This window comes from Oerskovia enterophila, assembly GCF_044748475.1.
In the GTDB taxonomy this organism is placed as follows: domain Bacteria; phylum Actinomycetota; class Actinomycetes; order Actinomycetales; family Cellulomonadaceae; genus Oerskovia; species Oerskovia enterophila.
Map to the genome: position 1 here is coordinate 361,071 of NZ_JBIVFZ010000004.1, position 23,563 is coordinate 384,633.

General features: G+C 73.7%; 17 protein-coding genes. 10 read left to right on the plus strand and 7 right to left on the minus strand.

Annotation, left to right across the window (positions count from 1 at the left end):
• Positions 1 to 59: 59 nt before the first annotated feature.
• Positions 60 to 1,103 (minus strand): helix-turn-helix domain-containing protein, encoded by a 1,044-nt coding sequence (locus ACIPWA_RS14595; RefSeq protein WP_235535464.1) that lies wholly within the window; start codon positions 1,101 to 1,103, stop codon positions 60 to 62.
• 55 nt (positions 1,104 to 1,158) lie between these two features.
• Between ACIPWA_RS14595 and ACIPWA_RS14600 the strand changes: the two genes are divergently transcribed.
• The 5 genes from ACIPWA_RS14600 to ACIPWA_RS14620 all read left to right on the plus strand — a co-directional run bounded on the left by ACIPWA_RS14600 (position 1,159) and on the right by ACIPWA_RS14620 (position 12,298).
• Positions 1,159 to 2,883: an ABC transporter transmembrane domain-containing protein gene (locus ACIPWA_RS14600; protein WP_400291206.1), complete on the plus strand. Its 1,725-nt coding sequence runs from the start codon at positions 1,159 to 1,161 to the stop codon at positions 2,881 to 2,883.
• Positions 2,880 to 4,811 (plus strand): ABC transporter ATP-binding protein, encoded by a 1,932-nt coding sequence (locus ACIPWA_RS14605; protein ID WP_400291207.1) that lies wholly within the window; start codon positions 2,880 to 2,882, stop codon positions 4,809 to 4,811. The genes ACIPWA_RS14600 and ACIPWA_RS14605 overlap by 4 nt, the downstream gene beginning before the upstream one ends.
• Positions 4,812 to 4,896: 85 nt before the next feature.
• On the plus strand, positions 4,897 to 6,114 hold the full coding sequence (locus ACIPWA_RS14610; protein WP_056764762.1) for a diacylglycerol/lipid kinase family protein: 1,218 nt from the start codon (positions 4,897 to 4,899) through the stop codon (positions 6,112 to 6,114).
• A 58-nt stretch (positions 6,115 to 6,172) separates the two neighbouring features.
• Complete coding sequence (locus ACIPWA_RS14615; protein ID WP_400291208.1) at positions 6,173 to 7,375, plus strand: AI-2E family transporter; 1,203 nt, start codon at positions 6,173 to 6,175, stop codon at positions 7,373 to 7,375.
• Positions 7,376 to 7,471: 96 nt separating this feature from the next.
• Positions 7,472 to 12,298: an alkaline phosphatase family protein gene (locus ACIPWA_RS14620; protein WP_056652830.1), complete on the plus strand. Its 4,827-nt coding sequence runs from the start codon at positions 7,472 to 7,474 to the stop codon at positions 12,296 to 12,298.
• A 48-nt stretch (positions 12,299 to 12,346) separates the two neighbouring features.
• Here ACIPWA_RS14620 and ACIPWA_RS14625 read toward each other — a convergent pair whose 3' ends face one another.
• The 3 genes from ACIPWA_RS14625 to ACIPWA_RS14635 form a co-directional block, all read right to left on the minus strand.
• On the minus strand, positions 12,347 to 13,225 hold the full coding sequence (locus tag ACIPWA_RS14625; RefSeq protein WP_369800633.1) for a glycosyltransferase: 879 nt from the start codon (positions 13,223 to 13,225) through the stop codon (positions 12,347 to 12,349).
• Positions 13,226 to 13,484: 259 nt separating this feature from the next.
• A complete protein-coding gene (locus tag ACIPWA_RS14630; protein WP_400291209.1) occupies positions 13,485 to 14,309 on the minus strand; it encodes a DUF5926 family protein in 825 nt (274 codons plus the stop codon).
• A gap of 42 nt (positions 14,310 to 14,351) precedes the next feature.
• The gene (locus ACIPWA_RS14635) at positions 14,352 to 14,675 is read right to left on the minus strand and encodes a rhodanese-like domain-containing protein (RefSeq protein ID WP_377618618.1); all 324 of its coding nucleotides are present in this window, start codon (positions 14,673 to 14,675) and stop codon (positions 14,352 to 14,354) included.
• A 115-nt stretch (positions 14,676 to 14,790) separates the two neighbouring features.
• Here ACIPWA_RS14635 and pgm point away from each other — a divergent pair, with 115 nt between their 5' ends.
• Positions 14,791 to 16,473 carry a phosphoglucomutase (alpha-D-glucose-1,6-bisphosphate-dependent) gene (gene pgm, locus ACIPWA_RS14640; RefSeq protein WP_400291210.1) on the plus strand — a complete coding sequence of 561 codons (1,683 nt, stop codon included), beginning with the start codon at positions 14,791 to 14,793 and terminating at the stop codon, positions 16,471 to 16,473.
• A 210-nt stretch (positions 16,474 to 16,683) separates the two neighbouring features.
• Positions 16,684 to 17,394: a hypothetical protein gene (locus tag ACIPWA_RS14645; protein ID WP_400291211.1), complete on the plus strand. Its 711-nt coding sequence runs from the start codon at positions 16,684 to 16,686 to the stop codon at positions 17,392 to 17,394.
• A gap of 80 nt (positions 17,395 to 17,474) precedes the next feature.
• On the opposite strand, the gene ACIPWA_RS14650 is transcribed toward ACIPWA_RS14645, so the two are convergent.
• Positions 17,475 to 17,774, minus strand: a complete 300-nt coding sequence (locus tag ACIPWA_RS14650) for a GNAT family N-acetyltransferase (protein WP_400291212.1) — start codon at positions 17,772 to 17,774, stop codon at positions 17,475 to 17,477.
• A 147-nt stretch (positions 17,775 to 17,921) separates the two neighbouring features.
• On the opposite strand from ACIPWA_RS14650, the gene ACIPWA_RS14655 reads away from it, so the two are divergent.
• Both ACIPWA_RS14655 and ACIPWA_RS14660 read left to right on the plus strand, forming a co-directional pair.
• The gene (locus tag ACIPWA_RS14655; RefSeq protein WP_400291213.1) at positions 17,922 to 19,226 is read left to right on the plus strand and encodes an MFS transporter; all 1,305 of its coding nucleotides are present in this window, start codon (positions 17,922 to 17,924) and stop codon (positions 19,224 to 19,226) included.
• A 282-nt stretch (positions 19,227 to 19,508) separates the two neighbouring features.
• The gene (locus ACIPWA_RS14660) at positions 19,509 to 21,296 is read left to right on the plus strand and encodes a pyruvate dehydrogenase (protein ID WP_400291214.1); all 1,788 of its coding nucleotides are present in this window, start codon (positions 19,509 to 19,511) and stop codon (positions 21,294 to 21,296) included.
• Between the two features lie 145 nt (positions 21,297 to 21,441).
• Here the strand turns inward: ACIPWA_RS14660 and ACIPWA_RS14665 are convergent, their stop codons facing one another.
• The gene (locus tag ACIPWA_RS14665) at positions 21,442 to 21,744 is read right to left on the minus strand and encodes a transcriptional regulator (RefSeq protein ID WP_056652850.1); all 303 of its coding nucleotides are present in this window, start codon (positions 21,742 to 21,744) and stop codon (positions 21,442 to 21,444) included.
• Positions 21,741 to 22,235 (minus strand): hypothetical protein, encoded by a 495-nt coding sequence (locus ACIPWA_RS14670; RefSeq protein WP_157516485.1) that lies wholly within the window; start codon positions 22,233 to 22,235, stop codon positions 21,741 to 21,743. The genes ACIPWA_RS14665 and ACIPWA_RS14670 overlap by 4 nt, the downstream gene beginning before the upstream one ends.
• 204 nt (positions 22,236 to 22,439) lie before the next feature.
• Between ACIPWA_RS14670 and ACIPWA_RS14675 the strand changes: the two genes are divergently transcribed.
• Positions 22,440 to 23,528 carry a phosphotransferase family protein gene (locus ACIPWA_RS14675; RefSeq protein ID WP_400291215.1) on the plus strand — a complete coding sequence of 363 codons (1,089 nt, stop codon included), beginning with the start codon at positions 22,440 to 22,442 and terminating at the stop codon, positions 23,526 to 23,528.
• Positions 23,529 to 23,563 lie beyond the last annotated feature (35 nt).

The window sequence follows — 23,563 nt, forward strand, 5'->3', positions numbered from 1 at the left end:
AGGTCTCCCGGGCAGACGACGGCGACGCGACGGTCCCCGTCAGAGGCAGTTAGGTATCCCTACCCTAACCACGTCGGGAGCGCGGCAGATGGCCGATCGTCGCTGCCAGAGGCCAGGGGATGTTCCGCATCGGCCTTGACCGACGCGACGTACCAGCCCGGGGTGTGGCCGAGGACCCTGCGGAAGGACTGCACGAACGCGCTCGGCGTCCGGTAGCCCACCCGGCGGCTCACGGTCCCGACGGGCATGCCGCCCGCGAGCAGCCCGATCGCGACCCGGACCCGCGCGTGGATGCGCCACTGCGCGAACGTCATGCCCGTCTCGCGATGGAACAGGCGCGAGAAGTTGCGCACGCTCACCGACACCTCGCGCGCCCACGCCTCGAGGGAACGCGTGTCAGCCGGGTCGTCGAGCAGACGTCGGGCGACCGACTCGAGGCGCGCGTCCGAGGGCATGGGCAGCACCATGGGCGTGACGTCCACGGGAGACAGGAGGTCGACCACGACACGCTCGCTGCGCCGTCGGGCCGCGGGGTCCATGTCGTTCCTGAACAGGTGGACCATGAGCTCGCGCGCCGCCGGAGGGACCGCGACCGCGGTCGTGCGGTGCGCGCGGTCGAGGACGGCGACGAATGCGCCCTCCGCGGGGGCAGCGGGGACGGGCGCCCCTGGCCGCGCTGGCCGCGCCGGCCGCGCGGGCCGCTCGGCGTGCCGCTCGGCCGCCCCCTCGGTCGACGGCACCGACAGGTCCGCGTCGACGTAGGTGCAGTAGAACCCCGTGCCGCCCGCGGTCTGGACCGCGTGCGCGACGCCCGCCGGGATCCACAGCCCGATCGTCGGCGGGACCGCGAAGAAGCCGTGCTCGGTCTCGACCGTGAGCACGCCCTGCGTGCCCCACAGGAGCTCGTGGAACGCGTGCACGTGCACGGGCCACAGACCCGGCGTGCTGGGCGGGAAGTGGGACGTCGAGACCGACCGGACCTCGCGGGCCGCGGCCACGATCGCGGCATCCTCGGCCTGCTGGGCAGCCGCGGGGCAGGCATCGTCGGGCATGGCGATCGGGACGAACGGGACGGAGGGAGGCGCCTGGCCGATGAGCGACATGATCCGGCAGGCTATCCCACATCGGCACAGCAAGGTAAGCATTACCTTAGCAAGCATGCCTCCCCGTCTCCGCCGTCCTGCACGCCCGGACCGGCGACCACGCCCCGCCCGCGGGAACGGCGTCGCCGTGCCGACGACCGTCGGCGGGATCTTCCGCCTCGTGCTCGCCGGCAACCGGCGCTGGCTCCTGCTGACCGTGGGCGCGGGCGGCTTCATGCTCCACCAGGTCACCGAGGCGCTCGTGCCCGTGCTGATCGGCGTGGTCGTGGACCGCGCGATCGTGCCGCGCGACGGCGCCGCGCTCGGCCTGTGGCTCGCCGTGCTCGCCGCCGTCTTCGTCGTCCTGACCATGGCGTGGCGGATCGGCATGCGCTCGACCGTGCGCGCCTTCTCGTTCGCGGCGCACGACCTGCGCCAGCTCACGGTCGCGCGCGTGCTGGACCCGCTCGGCATGGCCCGGCGGCGCGCCGCGGGCGAGACCCTGACCATCGCGTCCTCCGACACCAACCGCGTCGCGGGGATCTCGTGGCTCGTCACGGGTCAGCTCGGCGCGCTCGCCGCGATCGGCACGACCGCCGTGAGCCTCCTGCTCGTCTCGGTGCCGCTCGGGATCGCGGTCCTCGTCGCGACCCCCGTGATGCTGCTCGTGATGCACCGGCTCTCGGTGCCGCTCGAGGCCCGCAGCGAGACCGAGCAGGAGGCCGCGGCGCGCGCCGGCGGCCTCGCGACCGACCTCGTCACGGGCCTGCGCGTCCTCAAGGGCCTGGGCGCCGAGGAGGCCGCGGCCGACCGCTACCGGCGCGCGAGCCGCGACTCGCTCGGTGCCGCACTGCGCGCCGTGCGTTCCCGGGCCGCGTACCAGGCCGTGAGCACCGTGCTCTCGGTCGTCTTCCTCGCGGCGGTCGCGCTCTTCGCCGGCCGCATGGCGCTCGCCGGGCAGATCACCGTGGGCGAGCTCGTGGCCGTCGTCGGCCTCGCGCAGTTCGTCCAGGAACCCATGTCCCGGACAGGCTTCCTGGGCGTCGAGCTCGCGCAGAAGCGCGCCTCCGCGCGCCGTCTGCTGCTCCTGCTCGGCGAGCCGACCGTCCACAGCCCTGTGGACGGGGCCGTCGCACGCGCCGCGGCGCGCGTCGAGGGGGCAGCGACCGTGACGATCGCGGGCGCCTTCGGCAGCTCCGTCGTGCCTCGCGTCACGGCCCGGGTGGGCCAGGTCGTGGGCATCGTGGTGCCCGACGGCGGCGACGCCGGCCGGCTCGTCGACGTCCTCGGGTGCCGCGCACCCGCCCCACCCGGAGCCGTCGTCGTGAACGGGACCGACCTCGCCACGCTCGACCCGTCGACCGGGCGTGCGCTCGTGTTCGCGGCCCGGCACGAGGCCTCGCTGTTCAGCACGACCGTGCGCGAGAACCTCGCGCCCGACGGACCCCTCGACGAGCGCGCGCTCGACGCCTCAGGGACTGGAGAGGTGCTCGGGCACCTCGCCGAGGGCCTCGACACCTCGCTGGTCGGCCGCGGCCAGCACCTGTCCGGCGGGCAGCGCCAACGGCTCGTCCTGGGCCGAGCGCTGCACCGGCCCGAGCCCGTGCTCGTGCTGCACGACCCCACGACCGCGGTCGACAGCGTGACCGAGGCCCGGATCGCCGCCGCGCTGCGCGGCTTCCCCGAGCGCGCCCTCGTGCTGGTGACCTCGAGCCCGACGCTCCTGGCCGTGTGCGACGAGGTCGTCACGGCGGTCGCCGCCGTCCCGGCCGGGTCCGACCGTGAGCTGGTGGCCTCGTGAGCGGCGACGTCGTGACCGCCGACCCGGCGGGGCCGGCCACGCCGGCTGCCCCCGCCCTCCCGGGCGCCCCAGGCGCTCCGGATGCCCCCGCCGTCCCCGCGCGGGCCATCCTGCCCGTCGCCACGACGGCTGCGACCAACGCCGCGCTGTGGCGCATGCTCACGAGACGCCGCTGGCTCTTCGCCGCGACCGTCGCGGTGCTGCTGGCGGGCTCGGTCGCGGGACTCGCGACCCCGGCGCTGCTCGGGGTCATGGTCAACGTCGTCGTCGAGGGCGGCCAGACCTCCGAGCTCGTGCGCTTCGGCCTGCTGCTCCTCGGGGCGGGCGTGCTGAGCGCGATCCTCGGCTACCTGGGACAGACCCTGCTCGCCCGGATCTGCGAGGGCGCGCTCGCGGACCTGCGCGAGGACGTCCTCGCGAGCGCGCTCGACCTGCCGCTCGAACAGGTCGAGCAGGCGGGCGTCGGCGACGTCGTCGCGCGCGTCTCGGGGGACGTCGACGCCGTGAGCGAGGCGATCTCGGGCGTCCTGCCCGCCGTCACGTCGGCCGTGTTCACGATCGCCCTGACGCTCGTGGGGCTCGGGGCCCTCGACTGGCGCTTCGCGCTCGCCGCGGTCGCGGCGGCTCCCCTGCAGGTCGTGTCGCTGCGCTGGTTCCTGCGCCGCTCGGGTCCCGTCTACCGCGAGGTGCGGGTCGCCGAGGCCCAGCGCACCGAGCAGGTCATCGAGACCGTCGCGGGGGCCACGACCGTCACGACGCTGGGGCACGGCGAGCGGCACGAGGCCCTCGTGGCGCAGTCCTCGATCCGGGCCATCGACCTGTCGCTGACGGGGATCGCGCTGCTGACCCGGTTCTACAACCGGCTCAACATCGCCGAGCTCATCGGGCTCGGGGCCGTCCTCGCGGTCGGGTTCTGGCTCGTCTCGGGCGACGCCGTGACGGTGGGCGCCGCGACGGCCGCGGCACTGTACTTCCACCGGCTGTTCGGGCCGATCGGGATGGTCCTGGGCGAGTTCGACGAGATCCAGAAGGCCGGGGCCGGTCTCGCGCGTCTCGTGGGCGTGACGACGGCGACCGCACGGCCCGCCGAGGGGGACGGGGTTCCTGCCGAAGGTGACCGGGCTCCCGCCGAGGGCGACCGTCCCGCGAGCGCCGCCGAGGTCCGGGAGCCGCGCTCCGCCGTCGTGCTCCGGGACGTGAGCTTCGCCTACTCCCCCGGGCGCGAGGTCCTCACGGGCGTGGACCTCGAGGTCGCCGAGGGCGAGCACGTCGCGCTCGTCGGGGCGTCCGGGGCCGGCAAGACGTCGGTCGCGAAGCTCGCGATGGGCATCCACCGCCCGACGCGCGGCGCCGTGCAGGTCCTGGGCGCGGCACCGGGGCGACGCCGTCGGGCCTCCGCCGACGGGCCGCCCGCGCCTCGGCCCGACGCGGCCATGGTGAGCCAGGAGGTCCACGTCTTCAGCGGGACCCTCGCCGAGGACCTGCGGCTCGCCGCGCCCCGCGCGAGCGACGCCGAGCTCCACGCGGCCCTCGACGCGGTCGAGGCGGGCTGGGTCGCTGACCTGCCCGAGGGCCTCGCGACCGCCGTGGGTGCGGGCGGCCTCGACCTGTCGCCGGACCGTGCCCAGCAGCTCGCGCTCGCACGGATCCTGCTCCTGGACCCTGCGGTCGTGGTGCTCGACGAGGCCACGGCCGAGGTCGGGACCGACGGCGCCGCGACGCTCGACCGGGCGGCCCGGGCCGCGCTGTCGGGGCGGACCGCGGTCGTGATCGCGCACCGGCTGAGCCAGGCCGCGGCGGCCGACCGGGTCGTGGTCATGGACGCCGGACGGGTCGTGGAGTCGGGGACGCACGACGAGCTGCGGGCGACCGGCGGCCCGTACGCGCGGCTGTGGGCAGCGTGGGAGCGGGGATCGGTCGGCCGCTGAGCACGACCGGGACCCGCCGTCGGGTTGGTCACCTTCGGCGGGCACGACCGTCTCCCTCGGCACCCCGAGCGCTACCGTGTCCGACATGGGTTGGGAAATGTGGTTGGGAGTCGCGGCGGTCGCCATCTCCGCCGTCGCGCTCACGGTCGCGATGACCGTCTGGTCCCAGCAACGACGCCGACGACGCCTCGACCCGCCCGTGGTCGCCGCCGAGCCGCCCGACGACGCGGGCCAGCTCATCGCGTTCGTCGCCAACCCGTCCAAGCCCGCTGCCGCGAACCTCGAGCGCACGGTCCGCCTGGTGTGCGCCGAGGCCGACCTCCCCGAGCCCCTGTGGTTCGAGACGACGATCGAGGACCCGGGCGTCGGGCAGACCCGCGAGGCCCTCGCGCGCGGCGCCGACATCGTGGTCGCGGTCGGCGGCGACGGGACCGTCCGGGCCGTCGCCGAGGCCATGGTCGGTACGGGCACGCCCATGGGTCTCATCCCCATCGGCACGGGCAACCTGCTCGCCCGCAACCTCGACCTGCCCATCACGGACCCCGAGGAGGCGCTGCGCATCGTCGTCGCGGGCGCGGACCGCGTCATCGACGTCGGCTGGGCGCGCGTCCTGGAGTACGCGGAGCCCGACGACGGCGCGCGCAGCCCCGCGCGGACCGGCGCCACGGGCGCGGATGCCTCAGGCGACGGGGACGGCGGCCCGGCCGCCGGCTCCGACCCCTCGGCCGCCTCGGACGAGCAGCCCGAGGGCACGCTCGCGGGCCGGGACACCGAGACCGCGCACATCTTCCTCGTCATCGCGGGGCTCGGTTTCGACGCCGCGATGGTCGCCGACGCCGACGCGACCCTCAAGGCCAAGGTGGGCTGGGTCGCGTACTTCGTCGCGGGGATCCGGCACCTGCACGGCCGCCGCCTGCGCGCCCAGATCCAGCTCGACGACGCACCGCCCGTCCAGGCCAAGCTGCGGACCCTCATGGTCGGCAACTGCGGCAAGCTGCCCGGCGGCATCACGCTGCTGCCCGACGCGGTGCTCGACGACGGCATCCTCGACATCGCCGCGATCGACACCCGGGGCGGGGTCGTGGGCTGGGCCCAGCTCTTCGGCGACGTCGTCATGCAGGGCTTCGGCGTGACCAACGACCTGCCCGCGAAGATCGGCCGGATCGACCACGCGCGGGCCAAGCGCGTCCGCGTCCGGGTCGAGGGCGGCGAGCAGGCGCAGGTCGACGGCGACCTCCTGGGGCGGGCCGTCGAGCTCGAGGCCTGGGTCGAGCCGGGCGGGCTGGTCGTGCGCACGGCCTGACCTGCGGGCATCATTCGACCTGACGCACCGACCTTCACCACCGAGGAGCACCCCTTAGATGACCGCACCGCAGGACGTCGCTCCGCACCGTGGCCTGGCGCCGTCGACCCGGACCCTGATCAGCCTGGCCGCCGGGGTGGTCGTGCTCGCCGGGGTGTACTTCGCGCGCGGTCTGTTCGGCCCGCTCGCTCTCGCGGCGGTCGTCGTGATCATCGTGCAGCCCGTCCGCGGGCCGCTCGAGCGGCGCGGCTGGCCGCGGTGGGCCGCGACGACCGGGATGATCGTGGTCGCCTACCTGATCCTCGGCGCGCTCGCGGCGCTGCTCGCGTTCGCCGGTGTGCAGTTCGCGAACCTCGTGGGCCAGTACCTCGACGACCTCGCCAAGACCGTCAACCAGATCACGTCGTGGCTCGAGTCGTTCGGCGTCGAGGGGCAGGTCGCGGACGCGGTGTCGTCGTGGCTCGACCCGAGCACGATCGCGGGCCTCGCAGCCACGGTCGGCGGGACGGCCATGACCGTGCTCACGGCCTTCTTCTTCGTGCTCGCGTACGTGATCTTCATGGCTGCCGACTCCGGTCGCTACCAGGACGCCCACGCCCGCTTCGGGGCGACGCGCCCCGCGACGCTCGCCCGGATCACGTCCTACAACTCGGGCGTCCGCCGCTACTTCGTCGTCAACGCCACGTTCGGTGCGGTCGTGGCCGTGGTCGACGGCCTGGCCCTGTGGTGGATGGGGGTCCCGGCGCCCGCCGTCTGGGCGATCCTCGCGTTCGTCACCAACTTCATCCCGAACATCGGGTTCGTGCTCGGCGTGGTCCCCCCGACCGTCATGGCGCTCGTCGTGGGCGGCTGGCCGCTCGCGCTCGGGGTGGTCGCGGTCTACTGCGTGGTCAACGTGGTCCTGCAGGTGCTCGTGCAGCCCAAGTTCGTGGCCGACGCGGTCAACCTGAGCCTCACGCTGAGCTTCTTCTCGGTCGTGTTCTGGACGCTCGTGATCGGCCCGCTGGGCGCGATCCTCGCGATCCCGCTCACGCTGCTCACGAGGGCGCTCGTCATCGAGGGCGACCCGGACGCGGGGTGGCTGCGCTACCTGTCGGGCGACACGTCGGGGGCGCCCCCGGCTGCAGGGCCGGCACCGGCGAAGGCCGACGCTCCGGACGAGGCACTGGTGACCCCCACGAGGACGGTGTCGCTCGAGGCGAGCACCGGTGCGGCCTCGGACGGGCCCGACGGCGACGAGCCGGACCGCCCGACCACCTGAGCCACTTCCGCCCGCCCTGCGCCGACCTCGTGGAGGATCTGTGGCCGCGCAGCCTCGCCGACGGGCCGCCGACGTGACCCCCCGTAGGCTGGACCGGTGACGAATCCGGCCCCCGCACAGACCCCTCGTCGCACCAGTCGTCGGGGGTTCGCCGCGCTGCTCCTCGCGATCGGCGCGCTCGTCGCCCCGGCGCTGCCCGCCGCGGCCGCTACCGCGACCTCGTCGCCGGCCTCCACCGAGGCCCCTACCGATTCCTCGCCCGAGGGCCCGACCGTCCTGGTCGGCGTCGCCGGGTTGCGCTGGACGGACGTCAACCCGACGACGGTCCCGCACCTGTGGAGCATGATCGGGTCGAGCTCGGTCGGGTCGATCAACGTCCGCACGGGCGCCGGCCCGGTCACGTGCCCGCTCGACGCGTGGCTCACGCTGTCCGCGGGCCAGCGAGAGTCGAGCGCTCCCCCGGCCGTCGAGCCGGTCCCCTCGGAGGACCCGGCTGACCCCGCGGAGATCTCGCCCACGATCGACTGCGAGCCCCTGCCCACGCTCGACGCGGGGACGGGCGTGGGCTCGTCGTCGGTGCCGGGGTGGGCCACGCTCACGACCGGGCCCGAGGACCTGGTCGAGGAGCCGACCGACACCACGGTCGACCCCGAGACGGGCGCGGTGGTGCCCCGCGGGCCGGGCGCGCTCGGCACCGAGCTCGCGGCGGCGGGCGTGTGCAGCACCGCGGTCGGGCCGGGGGGAGCGATCACGCTCGCGGACTCGACGGGCGCGGTCTCCCGCTACGTCCCGACGCTCGACGCCCTCTCGCAGGACGAGCTCGCGGCGTGCGACACGGTCGTGATCGACCAGGGCGAGCTGCCCGAGTCCTCGCCCGAGCGGACCGAGGCGCTGCGCGAGCTCGACCGGGTCCTCGAGCGCCTGACCTCGGACCTGCCGCGCGACTCGCGCGTCCTCGTGGCGGGGATCGCCGACACCCCGGGCGCCAAGCCCGGTCTGCAGGTCGTCGTGGACTGGACGGCCTCAGGCTCGGAGCACGGCTGGCTCCAGTCCGAGTCGACGCGCTTCAAGGGACTCGTCCAGCTCACGGACCTCACCGCGACGCTCGCGGCCGACGCCGGGATCAGCACCGCCGCGTTCGAGGGCGGCGCCCCGCTCGAGTCGGGTGACGACCGTCGCATGAGCATCTCGCGCACGGTCGAGAACCGTCGCTACCTCGGTGTCCTGTCGGACACCGCCCCGAACCTCATGCCGGCGTTCGTGGGGCTGCTCATCGGTTCGCTCGTGATCGCGGTCGGGGCCACGCTGTGGTCGCGTCGGGCGGCCGAGCGGCGCGCGGCCGGATCTCCCTCCGGCCCGACGACGCCGCTCCCCCCGAGCCCCCGAGGTCGCCGGGTCCTGTCGGCCGTCCTGCTCCTGGTCGCCTCCGCGCCGGCCGCGTCGTCGCTCAGCACCCTCGCCCGGTGGTGGGTCTCCCCCGCGCCGACGTTCGCGCTCATCCTCTCGGTGAGCGTGGCGACCGTCGTGGTCGCCCTCGTCGCGTGGTTCGTGAGCCGGGTCCTGCCGCGCAGCCCGTGGCGCCTCGCGGCGGCGGTCTCGGGAGTCACGTGGCTCGTCCTGACGGTCGACGGACTGACGGGGACGACGCTCCAGCAGGGGTCGCTCCTGGGCCCGGCCCCCGTGCTCGGGGCGCGCTTCTACGGCTTCAACAACATGACGTTCGCGGTCTACGGCGCCGCCGCGCTCCTGCTCGCCGGGAGCATCGCGTCCCAGCTCGCGGCGCACGGGAGGCGACGGGCGGGCATCGCGGTGGTCGTCGGCGTCGGGATCGTCACGACGGTCGTCGACGGCTGGCCCGCGTTCGGTGCCGACTTCGGCGGGATCCTCGCCCTGATCCCCGCGTTCGCGATCCTCGCCCTGCTGGTCGCCCAGGTGCGCATCACCGTGCGGCGGATCCTCGCGGTCGCGGCCGCGACGATCGGCGTGGTCGTGGTCGTGTCGGTCGTCGACTGGGCGATCCCGGGGACCAGCTCCCACCTGGGCGGGTTCGTCCAGCGGTTCCTCGACGGGGACGCGCTGAGCATGATCGCGACCAAGGCCTCAGGCGCCTGGGCGACGGTCGCGAGCGTGCCCGGAGTCCTCGCGACCGTGGCCGTCGTGGCCACGGCCTTCGCGGCCCTTCGCCCCGACGTCTGCCGCCTGCCCGAGGTCGCTGCCGCGTACCGCGCCTGGCCCCAGCTCCGGTCCCTCGTGGTCTCGCTCGTGGTCGCCGCCGGGATCGGGTCGGTCCTCAACGACTCGGGCGTCATCATCGCGGTCATGTTCGTCGTCGTGGCGATCGCGACCGTCGTGGCCTCGTTCCTCTCGGAGTCGTCGATCGCAGCCGTCGCCACGGCGGTCCCCACCGCGGTCCCCGTCGCAGCATCCGCGGCGGCCTCCCCGAGGACGCGCGCGCCGCGCATCGCGGGGCTCTCGACCGACTCGGGCACGGTCCGCCGCATGCCCACCACGATCCTCGCGGTGGGCGGCGGCCTGCTCCTCTCGCTCCTGCTCGCCGCGGCCGTCGTGCCGACGAGCGGCGCCGCCGTCGCGGGCGACGAGGTCCGTCGCGGCACGGGCGCACCCGTCGCACCCGAGGGCGAGAGCCTCGTCGTGATCGGCACGTCCGGACTGCGCTGGCCCGACGTCTCGTCCGGGACGGCCCCCGAGCTCCGCACGCTCCTCACCGAGGGGGCGGGCGCCGCGGGCGACTCGCTCCCCACGGGGGCCGCGAGCCGGTGCCCTGCGTCGGGGTGGCTCGCGCTCTCGTCAGGGCAGTACGTGCGCCACGACCCGCTCCTGCTCGACGACGGCACGACGTCGTGCGCCCCTGTCACCACGGTCGCGGCCGACGGGACGACGACCTCGACGGACGAGCCCGTCGACACGGTCGCGTCGTCGCGCGTGGCGACCCCCGCGACCTCGGTCCAGGTCGAGGGATGGCAGGACATGGTGGACGCGCAGTCCCGGACCGTCGAGCTCGGCACCCTGGGCCAGGCGATCTCGGACGCGGGCGTCTGCGCGACGGCCGTCGGGCCGCGCGCGGCGCTCGCCCTCGCGGACCGCGACGGGACGGTCGCGCGCTACCAGGACCTGCCCGCCGCCCTGGCCCCGGTCAACGACACGTTCGGCTGCGCGCTGACCGTGATCGACGCGGGAGACGCGACCCCGGCAGCGCTGGAGACGATCCCGGGCGAGACGCCGGCCGAGCGCTCGGCCCGGTATCGCGCCGAGCGGCCCGGGCTCGTCGCCGGCGTCGACGCGACGGTCGGCCGGGTCCTGGACGCCGTGCCGGACTCGGCGACGGTCCTCGTGGTCGACGTCGTCAACAACCCAGGCGCCCGCCCTGCGCTGGGCGTGACCATGGTCCGGTCCTCGGCCTCGATCGAGTCCGACCAGCCCCGGTTCCTCACGAGCTCGGCGACCCGCTCCGACGGGATCGTCCGTCTGCTCGACGTGCCCCCGACGATCCTGGGCGCCCTGGGCGTCGAGGTCCCGGCAGGGATCGACACGTCGATCATGACCTACGGCTCGCCCCGACCCGTCGACGCTGCGTCGGCGGCCGACGCCCTGGCAGACCTGACATCACGTGACCAGGTCCGGCGGCAGATCTACCCGTACTTCGTCGACTACGCGGGGTACGCGGGCCTGGTCCTCGCGGCCGGCTGCCTGCTGCTGGCGCCCGTCGCCCGCCGCAAGGACTCGCGGGGCTGGCGGATCGGGCGGCGGGTCGCCGAGGGAGCGGCGCTGGTCCTCGCGTCCTTGCCCGCCGCGGCGTTCGTGTCGTCGATGACGTCGTGGTGGCGGTTCGAGAACCCGATGCTCGCGGCCGTCGCCGTGTCGATCGGCTCGACCGTCGTGGTCGCCGGGCTCGGGGCGCTCGCTCCTCGACGCCCCGTCTGGGCGGGCCCCGCCCTGGTCGCGGGCATCACGTTCGCGGTGCTGACGCTCGACGCACTGCTGGGCACCCCGTTCAACCGAGCGAGCCCGCTCGGCTCGGCGCCGACGTTCGGGGCGCGCTTCTACGGGTTCGGCAACCCGACGTTCTCGGTGTACGCGGTCGCGGGGGTCCTCGCCGCGGCCGGGGTCGCACAGTGGCTCGTGCTCCGTGGGCGACGGCGCACGGCGACGCTCGTGGTCGGGGTCGTCGGCGTGGTCGCGATGGCCGTCGACGTCTGGCCCACGCTCGGGGCCGACCTCGGCGGCGGGCTGGTCCTCGTCCCGACCTTCGCGATCCTGCTGCTCGCGACGTCGGGCGCGCGCCTGACGTTCCGGCGGTTCTTCACGATCGGCCTGGCCGGCGTGGGGGTCGTCGCGGCGATCGGCGTGCTCGACTGGCTTCGACCGCCTGCCGCGCGCTCGCACCTTGGGCGCTTCGTGGGTCAGGTGGTCGACGGCGACGCGTGGGAGATGCTCTGGCGCAAGGCCGGGTACGCGGCCCGCTCGGTGCTGGGCGGGGTCCCGGTGTGGATCACGCTCGTGGTGCTGGTCTGGTTCGCGCTCGTGCTGTTCGCGCCGCGCCGCTTCACGCCGGCCTGGTTCGCACGGTCCGAGGCCGGGTGGCCCCTCTTCCGGCCCGCGATCCTCGCGATCTGGGTCATGTGCGTGAGCGGCTCGCTCGTCAACGACTTCGGGGTCCGGATCGCGATGATCGCCCTGGTCGCGGCCGTGCCGCTCGTGGTGCTCACCGCGCTGCGCGCGACGCCGGGAAGCCCGGGCGAGGTCCCCGACGCGGCTGGCGGGACGGTCTCCGGGACGGGAGCGGCGCCGTCGGGCACCGTGTCCTCCGGGACGGGCGCGCGGCCCTCTGGCGTGCTGCCCTCCCTGCCCGACGGCGGGGGCTCGCCCGACGACGCGGCGGAACCGGCGGCGTCGGGCAGGTAGACGACGAGGCGCCCGGGCGGAGTCCGCCCGGGCGCCTCGTGCGGCGTGCTACTTCCCGGAGTGCTTGTGCCCGCCGAGCGCGTCGAGCGCGCTGCGGACGCGACGCGCCCCGACCGCGAGCTGCACGTCGCGGTACTGGTTGGCGCGGTGGATCTGCCCCTTGAGGTCGGACCCGGACGGGCGGTGGCGCAGGTCGCACGGGACCTCGACCGCGACGTAGCCCTTGCGGAGCAGGTCGATCGTCAGACCCGTCTCGACTCCCCAGCCACGGGCCAGCGGCGTCGCGGCCTCGAAGGCCTCGCGCGTCAGGCAGCGCATGCCGGACAACGGCTGCGTGGGCGTCCAGCCCGTCATGGACTGGATGGCACGACGCGCGGCACCCACGACGATCCCGCGACCGCCCGCGCCGGGCTGCGGCGGGAGCAGGGCGATGGACATGTCCGCCAGGCCGTCGAGCACCGGGGGCACGAGCGGGGCCGTGTTGACCGCGGTCTCGCCCAGGTCGCCGTCGATGAAGAGCAGGAGGCGCGGGGGGCGGTCCGCGACGTCACGCATCGCGACGACGGCTGCGCCCGTCTCCATGGCTGCCGCCTTGCCGCGGTTGTGGGAGTGGCGCACGACCACGGCCCCCGCCTCGCGGGCGACGTGCTGCGTGGTGTCCTCGCTGCCGTCGTCCACGACGAGCACCAGGTCGACGTGGGGGATGGCCTTGGCCGCCCGGACCGTGGCCGCGATGCGACGCGCCTCGTCCTTGGCGGGGATGATCACCGCCACGCGCTGCTTCTGCCGTGAACCGCCGTGCAGCGGGGCCGGGCGCGGGGTCTTCGCCACCGGGAGCGCGTGCGTCCCGTTGGCGGGGACGCCCGACACGTCCCCGGTGGTTCCGGTGTTCAGTCCTGACTCGGTCGACCGATGGTCCGCGTTCACGCAATCCAGCCTAGTAGTGCAAAGAGTTTCCCGCAGTTTGCCACACTCGAGGTGCCAAAGTCACGGGGATGTCCCAGAGAACGGTGTTCTCGGGTTCTTGCCGAGGTATCTCTCGGTCAGCCTGGCGTCTGTGCTTCCGGGTCGCCGGACGTGACCTGCCCGAGGCCGACGGGCGGGGCGACGATGCCGCCGCCCGCCGGTCTCGGGGTGGTGCTGGTGGTGCCGTGGTGCTGGTGTGCTGCCCGTGGTGAGGGGCTCGTCAGCGGAGCGTGACCTGGCGGGACACGATGCCCGCACGCGCACGACGCTCGTTGGCGTCGAGCGGCTCGGTGACCGCGAGCGCCGCGTCGATCTTCGCCTTGAGCTCCTTGGCGGGCTCCTCGAGGTCCGCGGCCTCGGTGCCGCGCGGCAGCTCCCAGACGGGGACCAGCAGGCCCGACGACCGGAACGCGCCGACGAACTTGCCGCCGCCCAGCCCCGACTCGCGCTTGGCGTGCAGGCGCGAGATCGCGTCGATCAGCGCCTCCTCGCCCACGGGCCAGGCCCAGCGCAGGAACTCGCGGCTCATGGAGCACCAGTAGGCCGACTCGACCGACTCGAGCTTGACCGTGGGCACGATCGACTCCGACGCCTGGTCGAGCGACGCCTTGAGGTCCGGCGTGACGTCCGTGGTGGGGTCGAGCCAGAACGAGAAGTCGTCGTGGACCGTGACCTCGAACGGCACCGACAGGTCCAGGACGTCCTGCAGGCGCGGACCCGGGCCCGGCAGCTCGCCGAGCTCGATCGACGTGCCCGGCTCGGCCTCGATGGCCTCGAGCAGGACCGACGCGAGGTCGCGGCTCGTGTCGCCCGAGCCCGCGAGGGTCTGGAGCGCCAGGAGGATGGTGCCGTCCTGACGGTGCAGCGCGGCCCAGCCGGCCGGGAGGATCGTCACGACGAGCACGTCGCGAGCGCCGTACTCCTTCGTGGTGCGAGCAGGTGCCGAGGCCGAGGGGACGACCTCCCGCAGGGCGACCCAGTCGGTCTCGCCGGGGAGACCCTCGAAGGGGCGCAGCACGAAGTCGGGCGTCGAGTTCTTGGCCATGGGGAAAGTGTAGTGGGAGCGGGCTGCGGGGCCGGCGGGCTCCTACTGCTCGACCGGGAACCCTCGCTGCGACCACGCGACCATGCCGCCGTCGAGGTTCGTCGCGTCGAAGTCGCCCTGGTTGAGCCACGCCGCGGCGCGCGCCGAGCGTCCGCCCGAGTGGCAGATCACGAGGATCGGGACCTCGGGGTCCAGCTCGCCCCAGCGCACGGGCAGCTCGCCCAGGGGGATGTGGACGGCGTCGGGCGCGTGTCCCGCGTCCCACTCGTCCTGCTCGCGCACGTCGAGGAGCACGACGCCCTCGGGCACGGGGTGCTCGGCGTCGAGCTCGGACACGTCGGTCGTGGGTACCTGGGGCGGGAACATGGTGACCAGCCTACGTTTCTGACGAGACGTCGTCGGATCGTGGTCGTGCGCCGCGCCGGTCCCCCCTCCCGGGACCGACCTCCCGCGACGCCCTGACCAGTGGCAGGATCGTCGCATGGACCCCCGCGCCGGAACCCTCGCCCAGCCCCAGGACCTCATCGACGTGGACGCCGTGGTCGGCGCCTACTACGACCTCTCCCCCGACGTCGACGACCCGGCGCAGAAGGTGGTGTTCGGGACGTCGGGCCACCGCGGGTCGAGCCTGGACCACGCGTTCAACGAGGCGCACATCCTCGCGATCACCGCGGCGATCGTCGAGTACCGGCGCGCCCAGGGCACCGACGGCCCTCTCTTCATCGGCCGTGACACGCACGCGCTGTCGCTGCCCGCGTGGCAGACGGCGATCGAGGTCCTCACGGCCGCGGGCGTCCAGACGTACATCGACGCGCGCGACTCCTACACCCCGACCCCGGCCGTGTCCCAGTCGATCCTGCTGCACAACGGCGCAGCCACCGAGGCCGGGGTCCGCACCACGGGCCCCGAGCTCGCGGACGGGATCGTCGTGACGCCGTCGCACAACCCCCCGCGCGACGGCGGCTTCAAGTACAACCCGCCGCACGGCGGGCCCGCGGACTCGGAGGCGACGGGCTGGATCGCGGACCGCGCGAACGAGATCCTGCGCTCGGGCGTCGGGCACGTCGAGCGGGTCCCGCTCGAGCGCGCGCTGACGGCCGAGACCACGCACCGCCACGACTTCCTCACGGCGTACGTCGACGACCTGGCCTCGGTCCTGGACCTCGAGGCCATCCGCGGCGCGGGCGTCGCGATCGGTGCCGACCCCCTGGGCGGGGCGTCGGTCGAGTACTGGGGCGAGATCGGCGAGCGCTACGGGCTGGACCTGACGGTCGTGAACCCGCAGGTCGACCCGCGCTGGGCCTTCATGACGCTCGACTGGGACGGCAAGATCCGCATGGACTGCTCGTCGCCGTACGCCATGGCCTCGCTCGTGCAGAAGATGACGGACCCGGACGCGACCTCGACGTTCGACATCGCGACGGGCAACGACGCGGACTCGGACCGCCACGGGATCGTGACCCCGGACGCGGGCCTCATGAACCCCAACCACTACCTGGCGGTCGCGATCGACTACCTGTACGGCGGGGCCCGTCCGGGCTGGCGTCCGGACGCCGCGATCGGCAAGACGCTCGTGTCCTCGTCGCTCATCGACCGGGTGGGGGCGGGGATCGGTCGCCGCGTCGAGGAGGTGCCGGTCGGCTTCAAGTGGTTCGTGCCCGGCCTGCTCGACGGCTCGGTCGGGTTCGGCGGCGAGGAGTCCGCGGGCGCCTCGTTCCTGCGCACGAACGGCGGGGTGTGGACCACGGACAAGGACGGCCTGCTGCTCGCGCTGCTCGCCTCGGAGATCCTCGCGACCACGGGCCAGACGCCGTCCCAGCACCATGCCCGGCTCGTCGAGCAGTACGGCGAGTCCTGGTACGCCCGGGTCGACGCCCCGGCCTCGCTCGAGGAGAAGTCGGCGCTCGCGAGGCTCAGCCCGGAGCAGGTCACGTCGACGACGCTCGCGGGCGAGGAGATCACCGCGAAGCTGACCACGGCGCCGGGCAACGGCGCGGCGATCGGCGGCCTCAAGGTCACCACGGAGAACGCGTGGTTCGCGGCGCGCCCCTCGGGCACGGAGAACGTGTACAAGATCTACGCCGAGTCGTTCGTCTCGGCCGACCACCTCACGCAGGTGCAGGACGAGGCCAAGCAGGTCGTCTCGGACGCCCTGGGCGGCTGATGCCCGGGGTGAGGTGCCCGACGGCGGCGCGTGCCGTCGTCGGGCACCTCACCGCTTCACCCTCTCGCCCCGGGGCACTGAGCGGCCCCTGGCCTCGGGAATCTCCGTCGGGTATCTCACATGGGTACTTCTCACCATCAGAAACACGGTCTGCCGCGGACCTCTACTCCTAGTATCGAAGCGTCCCCTCGTCGATCCTCTGGAGTTCCCATGCGCACGTCACGAGCCGCTCTCGCACTGCCCCTGGCCCTCGTCGCCGTCCTCGGCCTGTCCGCCTGCTCGGGCGACGCCGCCCCCGAGGAGACCACCTCGGCCTCGACGAGCGTCGAGACGCCGGACACCGAGGAGACCCCCGCGGAGGAGGCCGAGACCGAGGCCGAGCCCGCCGCCACGGGCGACAAGCCCGCGTGGGCCGCGTCCAACGAGGTCGTCGGCACCAAGCTCGGCACGGCCGAGGGCGACGGCTTCACCGTGGACATCTACCAGGTGAGCACCGCGGTCGCGACGAAGACCGGCCAGTTCGCGGACGAGTCGGGCAAGCCGATCCTCAACCCGGGCGACCCGATCGTGTTCGTCAACTACGTCCTGACCAACACGGGCGACGCCGACCTGCCGCTGACCTACTCGATCGTGGGCGTCGACGCGCGCTACGCCGACTGGCCCTACATGCAGGGCATGGACAGCATCGTGGACAACGCGCTCTTCGAGGCGGCCGGGGTCGTCGACTCCCCGATCGCCCCGGGCTCGGGCGAGGCGCCGTTCGTCCTCGCGCCGGGGCAGTCCGTCGCCTACGGCGAGAACTTCAAGCACCAGCCCGGCTCGCCCATCGAGTTCGAGGTCACGCTGACCCCGGCGGACGCCGCGGGCGACCTGGACCACGACCTGCGCCAGGAGGTCGCGCTCTCCGCGACCATCGCCTGATCCGGGCGGACCCCGAGCGGGGCAGGCTCTCGTCACCGACGAGGGTCTGCCCCGCTCGGTCGTTCACGGGACGGCAGGCGTCAGCGCGCGATCAGGTCCTGGTACTCCTCGTGGAGCTGCACGAACGCCCGGATGAACGGGCACAGCGGCACCACCTTGTCCCCCGACGCGCGCACCTGGTCGAGCGCTCCGCGGGCGAGCGAGGACCCGATCCCGTTGCCCGCGTAGACGTCGTCGACCTCGGTGTGCGTGAACACGACCTGGCCGGGTTGTCGGACGTACGCCGCGAACCCCGCCACGTCGCCCTCGGGCGTGCGTGCCTCGAACCGCTCCTGCTCCGGGTTGTCGACGATCGTGATCGCCTGCGTCTGCTCGCTCACCCGTTCATCATGCGGGCCGCCTGCGGTTCGCGCGCGTCCGGTCGAGCGGTGACACTACGAAGGGGCCCTCGACGAGGCGTGGCACTGCGCCGAGGATCACGCCCCGCAGACGCTCGGCGACGCGGCAACCGATGGGAGACTGAGACGGTGGTCCAAGACTCCCCCCGTGCAGCGGCAGACGACTCCCGCAACCCCTACCGCGTCGTCCTCAGCAAGCCGGGGGCGCTGAACTTCTCGGCCGCGGCCGTCGTGGCCCGGCTCCCCATGTCCATGGTCGGCATCGGGATCGTCCTGATGATCCAGGGCATCTACGGCTCGTACGCGATGGCCGGACGTGTCTCCGCGGCCTACGTGATCGCGCAGGCCATCGCCTCGCCGCAGATCGCCCGCTACGTCGACCGCGTGGGCCAGGCCAAGGTCATGCGCCCCATGCTCGTCGTGAGCACGCTGGGCCTGCTCGGCCTCGTGCTCTCGGCGGTCAACCAGGCCCCCGAGGTGTGGCTCTACGCGACCGCGATCATCGCGGGCGCGAGCATCGGCTCGTACGGCTCGATGGTCCGCGCGCGCTGGACCCATGCCGTGAACGACCCGCGCCAGCTCCACACGGCCTACTCGCTCGAGTCGGCGCTCGACGAGCTCGTCTTCGTCGTCGGGCCCGTCCTCGCAACCCTGCTCGCGACCGAGGTCACCGACTCGGCCGGGATCATCGTCCCCATGGTCGCGGCCGTGGTGGGCGGCGTCTGGTTCCTCTCGCAGCGCCGCACCGAACCCCCGGTCATGCCCGCGGTCCCCGGGGTCAAGCACCGCTCCGCGATGCGTTCGCCCGGCATGATCGTGCTCGCGGTCGTGTTCGTCGCGATGGGCCTCATCTTCGGCGCGACCGACGTCTCGACCATCGCGTTCGCCGAGGAGCAGGGCTCCAAGTCGGCGTCGGGTCTCATCCTGGGCGTCTTCGCGATGGGCTCGCTCATCTCGGGCCTCGCCTACGGCGCGCGCCACTGGGTCTCGCCGCTGTGGAAGCGGTTCACGATCGGCATGGTCGCGCTCGCGCTGGGCGTGTCCCTGTTCTTCGTCGTCACGTCGCTGCCGATGCTCGCGGTCGTCATGTTCGTCACGGGCTTCACGATCGCCCCGACGCTCATCAACGGCAACGCCCTGGTCCAGAACCTCGTGACCCCGCACCAGCTCACCGAGGGGCTCGCCTGGGTCGGGACGTCCCTGGGCGTGGGCGTCTCGTTCGGCGCGTCGATCGCGGGGTCGCGGATCGACGCCGCGGGCGCGCACGCGGGCTTCCAGGTCGTGATGATCGCGGCGGGCGTCGCGGTCCTCGCGGTCCTCGCCTCGACGCGGGTCCTGCGCCGCGGCGCGCCGCGCGACGACGTCGCGGAGCCGGCGGAGACCGCGGACGTCCCGGACGACGAGGCCCCGGAGCAGGGTCCCGCGACGGCCTGAGCGCCGTCGCCCGACGGCGGAGCGCACCCCAGGCGGTGCGTGTCCCGGCCACGGGCGGGCACCCCGGGCGGGCGGCCCGCCCGACGCCACGACCGCGCCGGGCGACCCGACTGCTCGCGGTGAGCGGCGCCGTCGGGCCGCCGTCCGTGCGTCACAGCGCGACCGTCCGCACCGCGCTGTGACGCACGGACGTGACGAGCAGAACGGCCCCAGCGGCTGCATCCGGACGGCATCGAGCGCACGATGGAAAGGTCCCCTTTCCCCTCGTGCGGAGGTTCTCCCATGGCACTCGGTCTCGGTCGTCCCCAGGACAAGCGGAACAGGACGGTCGCCGACCTGCTCGTCGCCCAGCTCATCGAGGCCGGGGTCGAACGGATCTACGGGATCGTGGGCGACAGCCTCAACCCCGTGGTCGACGCGGTCCGGCGCAGCCAGAAGGGGAAGGGCAAGGGCATCGAGTGGGTGCACGTGCGCCACGAGGAGTCCGCGGCGTTCGCCGCCGCGGCCGAGGCCGAGGTCACCGGGAAGCTCGCGGTGTGCGCGGGCTCGTGCGGCCCGGGCAACCTCCACCTCATCAACGGGCTCTACGACGCCAACCGCTCCAAGGTGCCCGTCCTCGCGATCGCGAGCCACATCCCCAGCGCGCAGATCGGCACGAGCTTCTTCCAGGAGACGCACCCCGACCGCCTGTTCACCGAGTGCTCGGTGTACTCCGAGATGATCTCGTCCTCCCAGCAGGCGCCGCGCGTCATCAACTCCGCGATCCACCACGCGTACGGCGCCCCGGGAGTCGCGGTCCTGACGATCCCCGGCGACGTCGCGGACCTCGACGCCGCGGCCGAGATCATCGACGTCGCGGTGCACCCGGCCAGGCCGCGGATCGTCCCGGACCCCGACGCGCTGCGGACGCTGGCCGACGCGATCAACAAGGCCAAGAAGGTCACGATCTTCGCAGGTGCCGGGACGCGCGGCGCGCACGACGACGTGATCGCGCTCGCCGACAAGATCGCGGCGCCGATCGGCCACTCGCTGCGCGGCAAGGAGTGGATCCAGTACGACAACCCGTTCGACGTCGGGATGAGCGGGCTGCTCGGCTACGGCGCCGCGCACGACGCCATGCAGGAGGCCGACCTCCTGGTCCTGCTCGGCACCGACTTCCCGTACGACCAGTTCCTGCCCGAGTCCGTGCGCACCGCGCAGGTCGACACCGACCCCACGCACCTGGGCCGGCGGACGCGGCTCGACGTCGCCGTGGTCGGCGACGTGGGCGAGACCGTGCGGCTCCTCATGCCGCTCGTCAACACGGCCAAGAACCGCTCGTTCCTCGACGGCATGGTCGCCAAGCACGAGAAGTCGATGACGGGCGTGGTCGGCGCCTACACCAAGGACGTCGAGAAGCACTCGCCCATCCACCCCGAGTACGTCGCGGACCTCCTGGACCAGGAGGCCGCCGACGACGCGGTCTTCACCGTGGACACGGGCATGTGCAACGTGTGGGCCGCCCGGTACATCAGCCCCAACGGCAAGCGCCGCGTGATCGGGTCGTTCCTGCACGGGTCCATGGCCAACGCGGTGCCGCACGCGATCGGCGTCGCGGCCGCCCAGCCGGACCGGCAGGTCGTCGCGATGGCCGGCGACGGCGGGCTCTCGATGCTCCTGGGCGAGCTCATCACGATCAAGGCCTACGAGCTGCCCGTCAAGGTCGTGCTGTTCGACAACGCGAGCCTCGGGATGGTGCGCCTCGAGATGCTCGTCGACGGGCTGCCCATGTTCGGCACCGAGTCGCCGCACATCGACTACGCCGCGGTGGCGAACGCGATCGGGATCCCGTCGGTGCGCGTCGAGCGCGCCAAGGACGTGCGCGGCGCGCTGCGCGGGGCCCTCTCGCGCCCGGGTCCCGCCCTGGTCGACGTCGTGACCGACCCGCGCGCGCTGTCCCTGCCCCCGACCATCACGGCCGGGCAGGTGCGCGGCTTCGCGGTCGCGATGAGCAAGGAGGTCCTGGGCGGCGGCATGGGAGAGGTCGTGTCGATGGCCCGGGCGAACCTGCGCAACGTGCCGCGGCTGTAGGGCTGCACGTCGACCGCGTCGCTGCCCGCGGGCCCGGCATTGGATTGGTTGTCAGAACTGAGCCGGTCGATACCCCGGTGCACTTCTGACAACCGAGCACAGGCGAGCAGTGCCAGGTGGGCCCGACGCGCAGGCGGGGCCGGGCTCAGCCGGCGGCGATCTGCGCGAGCGCCGCGAGGTGGGCCTCGACGGCGCGTCGGCCGTCCGGGGTGAGCGTGACCCAGGTGAGGCGGCGCGCGTCGCTCCGGTCCGGGGAGCTCTCCTTGCGCACCGTGACGAACCCTGCGTCACTGAGCACCCGGAGGTTCTTGGACAGGTTCGCGTCGCTCAGGCCGAGCGTGTCGCGCAGCACCGCGAACTCGAGCTCCGCTCCCCGCCGGAGCACCCCGCAGATGCGCAGGCGGACGGGCGAGTGGACGACCTCGTTGAACGCGGGGGTGGTGCTCATCGCTCCGTCCCGGCCAGCTCGCGCCGGAAGGCCCTGTCGTACAGCGGGCCGAGCACGACCGCCGCGACGAACCCGACGGACGCCGGCACCAGCACCCACGTGTACTCGATCTCGGTGAACCTGACGAGCAGCATGGCGCCGAAGCAGAGCAGGATCGTCGTCAGCATGACCTGATAGATGCGCTTCGACCGAGGTCCCGCCGGCTGGCTGAACCACAGACCGTAGCGGCGGCGGTAGACGAGGACGAGGACCGGCAGCGCGAACAGGGCGACCGGCAGCGTGATGAGCGAGGCCGGGGACGGCAGCGCCTGGGTGCAGATGATCACCGCCACGATCGTGCCGAGCGTCAGGTGGTACCACCAGGGCGTGACCGCGCGCTCCGCGAGCGTCGCCCCGTCGGCGTCGAGCCCCTCGAGCGCTGCACGCGCCTGCGCCGGGGAGAGCCCGGGCATGGTGCTCGGGGACTCCTCCTCGTGGAAGTCATTTTCCATGCTGGCAAGTCTATGGATGACTTGCCAGCATGGCAAGAGATCAGTTGTCAGAACTGAGCCGGTCGATGCCCCGGTGCACTTCTGACAACCGATCGCGGGCCGCGCGCCGGGCGCCGAGCGCCGAGCGACGAGCGACGAGCGACGAGCGACGAGCGACGAGCGACGAGCCTTCCGCCCCGCCCGTCGAATCGATACGATCTCCGCGTGCTCACCAAGATGACGGTCACCGACGACCAGCTCGCCCGACTGCTCGCCCCGCTCGGCGAGGTGGCTGCGGCCGGCCCCCTCGACGGCGGGATGTTCGCCTCGACCTACCGCGTCGACCTCACCGACGGGCGGCGCTGCGTCGTGAAGGTCACGAGCGCTGACACGTCCCGGCTCCTGCGCTACGAGCACGGGATCCTCGGCACCGAGGAGGAGGTCTACCGCCGCGCGGCCGACCGCCCCGACCTCCTCATGCCGCGCGTGGTCCACAGCGACTTCAGCCGCGAGGTGGTCGACGGCGACGCGCTCGTCGTGTCGTTCCTCGACGGCGACGTGTGGAACGCCCTGCCTCCGCTCGACGACGCCGCGACGGCCCAGGTCCGGCACGACCTCGGCGCCTTCATGGCCCGCCTGCACACCGTGACGGGAGAGTCGTTCGGGTATCCCGCGCAGGCGTCGGGCCTGAGCGCCCCGACCTGGCCCGAGGCGTTCGGCCGCATGGTCGAGGCCCTGCTCGCCGACGCCGAGACGTGGGGCGTCGTGCTGCCCGCCGACGCGCTGCGGGGCGCCCTCGCGGACCACCACGACGCGCTCGCCGAGGTCACGGTCCCCGCGCTCGTCCACACCGACCTGTGGCCCGGCAACCTCTTCCTCTCCCCCGACGCGTCGTCGGTGCTGCGCCTGAGCGGCGTGATCGACACCGAGCGCAGCCTGTGGGGCGACCCGCTGTACGAGCTCGCGGGAGCCGACCAGCTCGGGCTGGGCCCGGTCCCGCCCGCAATGCTCGCGGGCTACCGCGACGCGGGCGGCCGGCTCCCGGTCGCCGAGCCGTGGTTCGCGTCGCCCGTGCCGGGTGAAATCCGGCCCGACGGCGGCGCACCGGACGGGCGCGACGTCGTCGGGCGGGCGAGGCCCGGGGCGAGCACGCTCGGGGCCGGCGACGTCCGCCTGCTCCTGTACCGCGCGTACCTCAGCGCGCTGCTCGTGACCGAGGTCGCGCCGCGCGACTACCAGGGCGAATGGGTGCAGGGCTACCGGGACACCGCGGCGGGGAACCTCGGCGTACTGCTCGACCAGCTCTCCCGCTGACGCCACGGCTCAGTTGTCAGAGCTGAGCCGGTCCA